Source organism: Bacteroidetes bacterium GWF2_43_63, from assembly GCA_001769275.1.
Classification (GTDB): Bacteria; Bacteroidota; Bacteroidia; order Bacteroidales; family DTU049; genus GWF2-43-63.
In genome coordinates, this window is sequence record MEOQ01000040.1 from 282,891 (window position 1) to 291,717 (window position 8,827).

An 8,827-nucleotide genomic window follows, 5' to 3' on the forward strand; every position below is an offset into this window, starting at 1 on the left:
GCATTTCAAATATTAATTCTGTTTGCAGCTGGCTTTGGCGCGGTCGTTTTACATGCACGTTTCAGAAATCCGATCGGAATTCCTGGCCACCACGGGTTGGAATTTATGGCATTGGCTGTTGCAACTGCGTTGTCATTTCGTTTTCGCTTGCGTGGTGTCATTTTCGCACTTGGCGCAGGATCAGCTTTATTTCTGCCATTTATTGGTTTTACCGATCCTTTTGCAGAAATTGTCTTCATGCTCCCAGCCATAATTTTGTGCCTTCTTGCTGATGCATTCCGCGTTGGAGGAAAAGCTGGTGCGCTTCTTTTGTTTGCTTTTGGAGGACTTGCCTATATGGCCATTCCTCTTTCTCGCCTTGCCATTCATGCAACAACCGGATTTCCATATAAATCTCTTTTGATGAACCCGTTCTACACTACTTTTATGCATTTCGCATTTGGTGTGGCTGGAACGATACTCGGTTATTCCATTTATCAAGGGCTTAAACGCCTTTGATTTTTTTGTATATCGATATGAAAATATTTACAAGACCACTTGCTTATATTTCTCTCTGTTTATTGTTTGCGGCTGTGGTGACAACATCGTGTACGCCTGATGAAACCGCAGGATTGCCTCCATTGCTGAAAGTGACATTTGCCGATAGCTCCGCAATTGCTGATACCAGCATTGAAGCAGGGCAGAGTATTGAACTTATTATTGAAGGCATTGGTAACGAAAAAAATATTACCTATTTTGCATTGCTGCGCAACGGCCAGCATGTGCTCGACAGCGGCCTTAATGCACCTTCGTTTGTTTCACACCGAAGCATTATCAGAGGAACTGACAGCATTGAAAATTATACCGTGCTGATTCGTGATCGGGATTTCAATGAAACAAAGTTTACGTTTTCCATTGGATTGAAACCCACATTGGTATATGGCGAAATATTTACGCTGGATCATGTAATACTCGGAGCGCAGAATAATGCAGCCATTGGGGGTTTTCTCAATCTGTTTTCTGCGCAGATTTATAATTTGTCGCAAGCCTTTTTGAATCAGGATTCCGTGCAAATGCTTTATTTCTATGATGCCACAGATTTAAACACCATCGCCTCGCCAAATGCGAACATAGATACTTCGTATTTTGGCGGCAGCAGCGGGCTTGCTAACTGGACAACAAAAAATGAGATTCGCTATGAACAGCTGTATTGCACCGAACAGGAATTTCTCGACATGCAGCACGACTCGCTTATAATAGCAAATATTTTTCCGTACGAAACCGGCAAGCGAAAGGCGAAACTGTTGCAGGCGGGACACATATATGAGTTTTGTTTTGCAGGAATGTATGGCATTTTCTATGTCAACAGTGTTTCGGGAACCGATGCTGGATTCATTGATATCAGTATAAAAATGCAGCTGTGATGAAAAATATTCCCATCTTACTTTTTGGATTATTTTTATCGCTGCAGCTTTTTTCGCAACAGACATTCAAAGGCGTAGTGCGCGATGCAGGTACAGGCCGCGTCATTGAAAGTGTTACTGTGACTGTTGATGGAATCAGACTGGGAGCCATCAGCGACGCAACGGGAATTTTTACATTTCAGCTTCCTGGCAAGGGTCCGTGGGTACTCAGATTAAGACACATCGCCTATGAAAGTGTGGCCTGGAATGTCAGAAAGCAAAATGACAGCGTTGCAATTTCAGAAATAATTTACTTGCAGCCCGCTCCCCATCAGATAAATCCGGTGGTTATCACATCCGACCGTGTCGAGAAAAACACAGAAGATGTGCCGGCGCGAATGAATATAATTAATTCCACAACCATCCAAAGTTCGCCGTCAACCAATATTGATGAGGTCCTGAGATCGGTACCCGGTATGTATGTAAACCGCAGCTGGGGCATGTATTCACGAAACGCAAGTGTAACCATGCGCGGCATGGGAAGTGCTTCGCGTGTTCTGGTAATGCTTGACGGAATTCCTCTGAATAAATCCGGAGGCGGGGGAGTCAACTGGAACCTGCTTCCCAACGGGGCTTTCGAAAAAATTGAAGTAGTGAAAGGCCCTGGATCCAGCATGTATGGCAACAATGCAATGACCGGTACCATCAACCTGATTACTGGCTCTGCGTCGGATAAGGAAAGTGCTGAAGCTGATTTTTTTATTTCTCAGTTTAATACGCAGGGAATAAGTTTCAGATTAACAACGCCGGCGAAAGTAAAGAAACCTTATGCATGGCTCAGTCTTTCAACAATGCAAGGCGATGGATATTATCTCGATCCGGAGGAAGTACGAAATGATTACTCTTCGAAGTGTTTTTTAAATCAGTATAATGCATATCTGAAAACCGGATATTTAATCAGCGATAGTGCCCGAATCGAGCTCTCAGCGCTTGGTTCAGGATTCCGGTCTGGTTTAGGTACCAGCATTTTTGAAGTGAATGGAAACTACGATGATTTTCAGACATGGATGGGCAGTTTGCGTTATCATGTCGTCAAAAAGAAAAGCACCTGGAATGCAGTTGCGTTTGTCAATCACGAAAATTATTTCAATCAGAGCGAAAGCATTAATAGTTACAGCGAATACAAACTCTCCGAAAATCCGACAAAGAAAATTGATGCAGGAATTTGGACAACCGTTGAAAACCGCATCAAAAGCGGGCTTGAAATAGTAAGTGGATTTGATTATAAATTTTCTGTTGAAGATGGTGCGAATCTGTATCTGACAGCAACCGATGAAATTTATTTTTTCGGGATGCATAATTTTGCAGCGATTTTCACACAAGCATCAAAGAAAATCGGAAAGCGTTCATTGCTGCAAGCCGGACTGAGATACGATTTCGGGCAATACAGCCAGGGTGAAATTCTGATTGAAAATCCAACAGCACTCAGCGATTTTCTCATCCCATATTCCGGGCAGCATCCAAAAAGTACATGGCATAGTTTAAGCCCAAAAGTAGCATACAAAATCAATTTTTCCAATAAGTTGAATGCCTATGCTTCAGTATCCAAGGGCTTCATGCCGCCTACGATTGATGACATGACGCGCTCCGGAAAAATTCGCAAAGGAATAAAAGTTGCCAATCCGTTTCTTGAGCCGGAAGTACTATATAATGTTGAAACCGGCATTCAGTACCAGTTCTCCGAAAAAATTAATATTGAACCAACAGTATTTTATTCCATTGCAGACAATATGATTTATCAGGTTTGGACAGGCGACTCCGTTGAAATACTGAGTGATGGCCCAAAGCCGATGATTCAGAAAAGAAATGTTTCGCAGGGAACGGTTGCCGGATTTGAATTGGCATTGACGTACGATCCGCTGAAATGGCTTTCAGCACAGGCTGCATATTCGTTCAACGAATCAAAAATTACGAAATACAAAGCGCTTGAGGGAGATGCAGACTTATCCGGACTTTATATGGCTGAAGTTCCGAAACACCTGTTGTCGGTTGACGTGCGTATGAAATACAAAATTCTCACTTTGTCAACTGAATATCGTTATACCGGTGAAACTTTTCTGGATGATGAAAATTCAGGCATTACTGACGACTATCATGTTGTCAATGTCACATTGGGAGCGCGAATCAAGAACTACAACATTGGCTTGTCAGTCAATGATCTTTTCGACACGCAGTTCATCGACAAGAAAGGTTACCTCAGTCCGGGACGATTTGTGTCGGCGAGAATTAATGTCAAACTTTGAAGACTCGAACAAAATTGCTTCAGCTAATTGAATTTTACTACTTTTGCAATCGATATGCATATATATGCATAACTCGTTGAATATATGAAAACAAGTGTATTTATATCGGTTTTGGTATTGTTTGCGGCGTTCACTTCATGCCGTAAGGACGACGATACGACGACACCTCCAATTCTGCAACTGCAATTGGGCGGCGCTTATGTGTCGGACAGCGCCGTGCTGGCTATTAACGACACTATTTGTTTTGCAGTTCATGCTGAAGGGATTTCGTCAAATCTGACTTACTTCAAAGTAGATGTGGTGAGTGATGAAGGCTCTTCGACCATCTATGACGAAGGCATGAACAGTAAGACATTCGATGCTACAAAAATATTTTTCAAAGGCATCGCTGACGAAGAGACATTTGTAATCACCGTGATGGATTACAACAGGAATACAACCACAGCTTCATTTACCGTTTTTCGTGACACGCTGAGCGGTTTTGGCTCGATATATCATTTTTCGAATCTGGTGCTGGGATACCAGAACAACGCATCAGCAGGGCATTACCTTGATCCCGTCACCGGAAATATTTACAATGAGGCTACCGTTTCCGGGCAGGAGAGCGATGTTGATATAATAGTATATTTTTATTTAAGCAGCGGAACTCCGTCACCAACACTTGTCTGTCCTGCACAAGCCGATGCGCAGGCACAATATCCGTCAATAGCGGACTGGCCTGTTCAGAATGCAACCTTGTATGATTATCACACTTCGGATTACGATCTTATTTCAGCAGCGCAATTCGATGCATGCACCAACGACAGTCTGCTCCTGGCCGCATATAATCCGACTTTTGTGAATCAGAAATGCAAATTTGCGCTGGCCGGAAAAATTATTCCGTTCATGACTGCCGATGGCAAAAAGGGCCTGATAAAAGTGATTTCCGCCGACCAGGCCGACACGGGCACAATGTCGATTGAAATTAAAATCCAACAATAACAAAAAACAAGAACATGAAAAAAGTTTTACTTCTCTTTGTCGCAGTGCTGAGTTTCAGCACAATTAGTTTTGCTCAGATGGATACCGTAATCGGATTCACATTTCCGGTTGAGGTTGGCCTTGACAGTCTGGATGCAACCATTGGAGACACACTGAACATTGGCTACGACATTCGTTTTGAATCAGAATCAGCCGGAACATCCGACTCAGTTTTTCTTACAAATGGTGCAACGACCTATGCTGCTACCGCAAACAGCTGGGAAAACGGAATGAATGACAAATATTTCTCCATCAAATTCAAAACGGGCTACTACAACAACCTTGTTTTGTATGCAAAAATGCGCAGTGGCGGCACCAATGCCGGCCCGAAATATTTCAAGGTGCAATACAAAATCAGCAGTTCCGGAACATGGACTGATGTAAGTACGGACACCGTAACCGTTGCCAATGACTGGACAACCGGTGCAATCAACGGATGGAATCTTCCTTCTGAAACATGGAATGCATCGCAATCGGTGTATGTTCGTTTTCTGAGCATCACCAATACAAATACAGCTGGAAATCCTGTCGATTCCTTGGGTGTGGTAAAGATCGATGACATTTTTATTCTTGGTCAGAACAACACAGCTGTTGGTGAAAACAGTCTGACACATACCCGCGTATTTCCGAATCCTGCCACTGATGTTTTGAATATTGAAAACAATGAAAATGTTTCTGTTCTTTATATTTACAGCAACGATGGCCGTGTTGTTTCACAGATCAGCAATCCTGCACAGTGCATCGACATCAGCAATCTGGCTGCTGGCCATTATATGATTCGTATGATTTCAGTTGACAACAATGTCAAAACTCAAAGTCTGATTGTAGAATAATATTGTTATGAGGCTGTCTCAAAATAGCGGTTTGTTACGACATTCCACCGTCCGCCAGCTGGCGGACATGGAACCGTCGTAACAATTGCAAAAACAACGGTTCCATGTCCTTCAGCTCCTTCGTCGCATCGGACGGTGGAATGTTGTTTTTGCTCTGAAGTTTGAATTTTGAGACATCCTCATTATTCTTTTATCACATTCGAAAATGAAAAAGTTTCTTCTAATTTTATTATTCCTTACTCCTTTGTTGTCCTTTGGTCAGCGAATGATTTTTGGATATGTATCTGATGCATCGGCTAAAACCGCTATATCAGGTGCGTCGGTACGTTGGTTAAAAGATAAAACAGGAACAATCACAAAATCCGACGGAACTTTTTCTATACGCTTTTCAACTTTTTCAGATGATACGCTTGAGATATCGCACATTGGCTATTCATTGCTGCGAAAACCAGCGAAAGAACTGACTTCAGAGAACGCAAAGATTTTTTCTTTTTCATTGGTCCCACTTACATACAATGTTTCAACGGTCTGTATCACTGCAACACGCGAAGAATGTGACCCCATGCAGATTCCGCAGAAAGTCACCCTGATTGATTCCACCGCGTTGCATGCATTACCATTGCAAAGTATTGACGATGCTTTCATTTATTCTTCGGGTGTAATGATCGATCGTCCAATGGGAATATTCGCTGCTAAATCGGTGGTCACCATGCGTGGTTTATCAGGCAGCGAGCAGGGTAGAACACTGGTGCTTCTCGATGGAATTCCCATCAATAAATCGGATGGCGGCACGGTGAATTTCAACCTGGTTGATCCTCTGCTGGTCGATCGCATGGAAATTGTGAAAGGTCCTTCATCGGCCTTGTATGGCGGAAATGCAATGGGTGGTGTAATCAATATTATCTCTGCAATTCCGGAAGAGAAAATTGCAGGACGGGTTAAAATTGGCTACAGCACATTCAATACAATTTCCGGAGATATGGCTGTCAACAGCTTTCTAGGTAAAACGGCTGACCGTGGCTTTTTCTGGTCCGGTAGCGCATTCTGGCGTGAAAGCGACGGTTACATAAGCGAACCGGATTATATGCGCACCGAATACACCGTGCCTGCATTTCTCAAAGAAAAAATGTTTTCGCTGAAAGGCGGTTATAAATTCAGCGCAAAAAGTCATTTCTGGATCAGTGGAATGTTGTTCGACGATGAACGGGGCGGGGGAGAAAAGGTGTATGAAGAACTGGGCTCTTTCTCAGAACACGACAGCTATCATATACGCAGCCACTACAGAACTGAAGCCGGGAAATGGAAACTGACCGCAAGTGGATTTTATCTGCGCGAGAATTATGCAAAAATAAATGAGTATGTCAAAGCGGGCGAATACACGCTCTACGACGTTGATTCACGCAGAACAGATGTTGGAATCATTGCTCATGGCAGCAGAGATATTGGAGAATCAAACAAGCTCACTACAGGTTTTGAAGTACGACAGGGCGCAGTAGATGCGGCTGACGTATATCACACATCTACCGATAAAGTCATCAATACCGGCATCATGGATATGCTTGCGTTGTTTGCTCAGGATGAATTCGTTTTCGGAAAAGAGCGCTGGAAGCTCGTTGCAGGACTACGTTACGATTATGCCGGTTTTCACGATGGCCGCTTTTCAATCGAAAATCCGGGAATGAATAATATGTATTTGTTGTTATACGAAAATGACAACATGGCTGAAAAGCAGTGGCATTCGCTGAGTCCGAAGGTCGCACTGCAGTTCAGGATGAAAGAAAATAAACGAATTTATATTTCATACGCACATGGTTTCCGCGCACCGATTCTCGATGACCTGTGCCGTTCAGGCAAGACCCGTGGCGGTTTTCAGGTGGCCAATTCTAATCTTGTTCCCGAAACACTCGATAATTTCGAGATCGGTTATCGCCACGAAGTCAATACAAAAATCACCATTGAACCGGTTGTATATTTCAGCATGGGAAAGAATTTCATGTACCCTGTATCTACCGGAGACACAGTCGACATGGGCTACGCAGCGCCGGTCATTGTTACATCCAATGTTTCTGAAGTTCAGATTGCCGGTGCCGAAATTGATTTTTCCTGGAAAATAAACAGGAGCCTGAATGCATTTTTTAATTATGCCTTTGCGCATTCAACAGTAACGGAATACACGCCTGCAATGGCTCAGCAGACCGATATCAGCGGTTTGTATCTGAGCAATGTTCCTGCGCTTCTGACCAACATTGGTCTGCAGTATCAATACAAAAACGCCGGTCTTTCGGTCAACGCCCGCTATGTGGGTTCGCGCTGGGTGAACGATACCAACACCCCTGATGAAAAATACGGCCTGCCGGCTGAGTACGATGCTTATTTTACAGCCGATGTAAAATTGTCATACACGTTAAAAAAACGCTGGATCGTTTCTGCTTCGGTAGTCAATATGGCCGATGAGCTCTACACCGACAGCAAAGGCCAGTGCTGCCCGGGCCGAATGATTATGTTCGATGCCGGAATAAAATTTTAAGTATATAGTTCCCCGGACGGTACCGTCAGGGGATCTCGCCGAAAACCCCTACAGTCCTCGCTAATACAGTCTCCATTGGGCGCGCGTCTCCTGCATGCAACGTTATACGTTGACGCGTGACTCACACTGGCGCGGATTTGCAATCCGTGACAGTGTATTCACCACTCCACTTTTTCTTCCGCGAATTCCGCGAATCTTCGCTAATAATTTTGCTTTCCTCAGCAGGTCTTATGCACGCGAATTTGAATCAGCCTTCACCTGCGGTGAAGACCGATTCAATGGGTACAATATATTCCGCGTTATTCCGCGTCTAAATTTTTTGTCCACGGATTGCACGGAATGCACGGATTAAACGCCCTCTGCAGGTCTTTGGATTTCAACTGATGAATGTCTCTCAGTCTGCGACTGAAGCCATTTTCACGGAGCCCAGCCGCTGTCATTCTGAGCCCTGCCTGCTGTCACACTGAGCGGAGTCGAAGTGTCCGCAGCAGGATAAACTCCGTCGAAGAGTAGACAGGAGCAGCGCTCCGCCGCTGTCATTCAGAGACATCCAGCGATGCGCGCCTCGCAACCTAAATAAAAAATGACACTTTAAGTTGCTGTCACGCTGAGCGGAGTCGAAGCGTCGGCAGCGAAAATCAACAAAAAAAAAGTCCGTTGTATAAAAAGAGTATCCATGTAATAAAAAAGGTCTTTGAGGAAGTTGCAACAAGTAGTCAAATTATATTTGCTACAAATTTTTAAATGTTCAACTTAAACAAA

General features: G+C 43.8%; 8 protein-coding genes. 7 read left to right on the top strand and 1 reads right to left on the bottom strand.

What is annotated here, in order from left to right; translation table 11 throughout:
* Positions 1-5 precede the first annotated feature (5 nt).
* Complete coding sequence (locus tag A2W93_03460; protein OFY53714.1) at positions 6-239, bottom strand: hypothetical protein; 234 nt, start codon at positions 237-239, stop codon at positions 6-8.
* On the opposite strand from A2W93_03460, the gene A2W93_03465 reads away from it, so the two are divergent.
* The 7 genes from A2W93_03465 (at position 238) to A2W93_03495 (ending at position 8,417) form a co-directional block, all read left to right on the top strand.
* Positions 238-498 carry a hypothetical protein gene (locus A2W93_03465; protein ID OFY53715.1) on the top strand — a complete coding sequence of 87 codons (261 nt, stop codon included), beginning with the start codon at positions 238-240 and terminating at the stop codon, positions 496-498. The two genes, A2W93_03460 and A2W93_03465, sit on opposite strands and share 2 nt — an antisense overlap.
* Positions 499-515: 17 nt before the next feature.
* The gene (locus A2W93_03470) at positions 516-1,403 is read left to right on the top strand and encodes a hypothetical protein (protein OFY53716.1); all 888 of its coding nucleotides are present in this window, start codon (positions 516-518) and stop codon (positions 1,401-1,403) included.
* A complete protein-coding gene (locus A2W93_03475) occupies positions 1,403-3,685 on the top strand; it encodes a hypothetical protein (GenBank protein OFY53717.1) in 2,283 nt (760 codons plus the stop codon). Before A2W93_03470 ends, A2W93_03475 begins: the two co-directional genes overlap by 1 nt.
* 84 nt (positions 3,686-3,769) lie before the next feature.
* Positions 3,770-4,666, top strand: a complete 897-nt coding sequence (locus tag A2W93_03480) for a hypothetical protein (GenBank protein OFY53718.1) — start codon at positions 3,770-3,772, stop codon at positions 4,664-4,666.
* Positions 4,667-4,680: 14 nt separating this feature from the next.
* A complete protein-coding gene (locus A2W93_03485; GenBank protein ID OFY53719.1) occupies positions 4,681-5,538 on the top strand; it encodes a hypothetical protein in 858 nt (285 codons plus the stop codon).
* 265 nt (positions 5,539-5,803) lie between these two features.
* Positions 5,804-8,065 carry a hypothetical protein gene (locus A2W93_03490; GenBank protein OFY53720.1) on the top strand — a complete coding sequence of 754 codons (2,262 nt, stop codon included), beginning with the start codon at positions 5,804-5,806 and terminating at the stop codon, positions 8,063-8,065.
* Positions 8,066-8,159: 94 nt separating this feature from the next.
* Positions 8,160-8,417: a hypothetical protein gene (locus tag A2W93_03495; protein ID OFY53721.1), complete on the top strand. Its 258-nt coding sequence runs from the start codon at positions 8,160-8,162 to the stop codon at positions 8,415-8,417.
* Positions 8,418-8,827 lie beyond the last annotated feature (410 nt).

What these genes read in the sequence shown, in the direction of transcription:
- A2W93_03495 (OFY53721.1), top strand. Translation starts at nt 8,160, where the DNA reads ATGCAACGTTATACGTTGACGCGTGACTCACACTGGCGCGGATTTGCA.
- A2W93_03475 (OFY53717.1), top strand. Translation starts at nt 1,403, where the DNA reads ATGAAAAATATTCCCATCTTACTTTTTGGATTATTTTTATCGCTGCAG.
- A2W93_03485 (OFY53719.1), top strand. Translation starts at nt 4,681, where the DNA reads ATGAAAAAAGTTTTACTTCTCTTTGTCGCAGTGCTGAGTTTCAGCACA.
- A2W93_03490 (OFY53720.1), top strand. Translation starts at nt 5,804, where the DNA reads ATGATTTTTGGATATGTATCTGATGCATCGGCTAAAACCGCTATATCA.
- A2W93_03465 (OFY53715.1), top strand. Translation starts at nt 238, where the DNA reads ATGCTCCCAGCCATAATTTTGTGCCTTCTTGCTGATGCATTCCGCGTT.
- A2W93_03480 (OFY53718.1), top strand. Translation starts at nt 3,770, where the DNA reads ATGAAAACAAGTGTATTTATATCGGTTTTGGTATTGTTTGCGGCGTTC.
- A2W93_03470 (OFY53716.1), top strand. Translation starts at nt 516, where the DNA reads ATGAAAATATTTACAAGACCACTTGCTTATATTTCTCTCTGTTTATTG.
- A2W93_03460 (OFY53714.1), bottom strand. Translation starts at nt 239, where the DNA reads ATGAAGACAATTTCTGCAAAAGGATCGGTAAAACCAATAAATGGCAGA.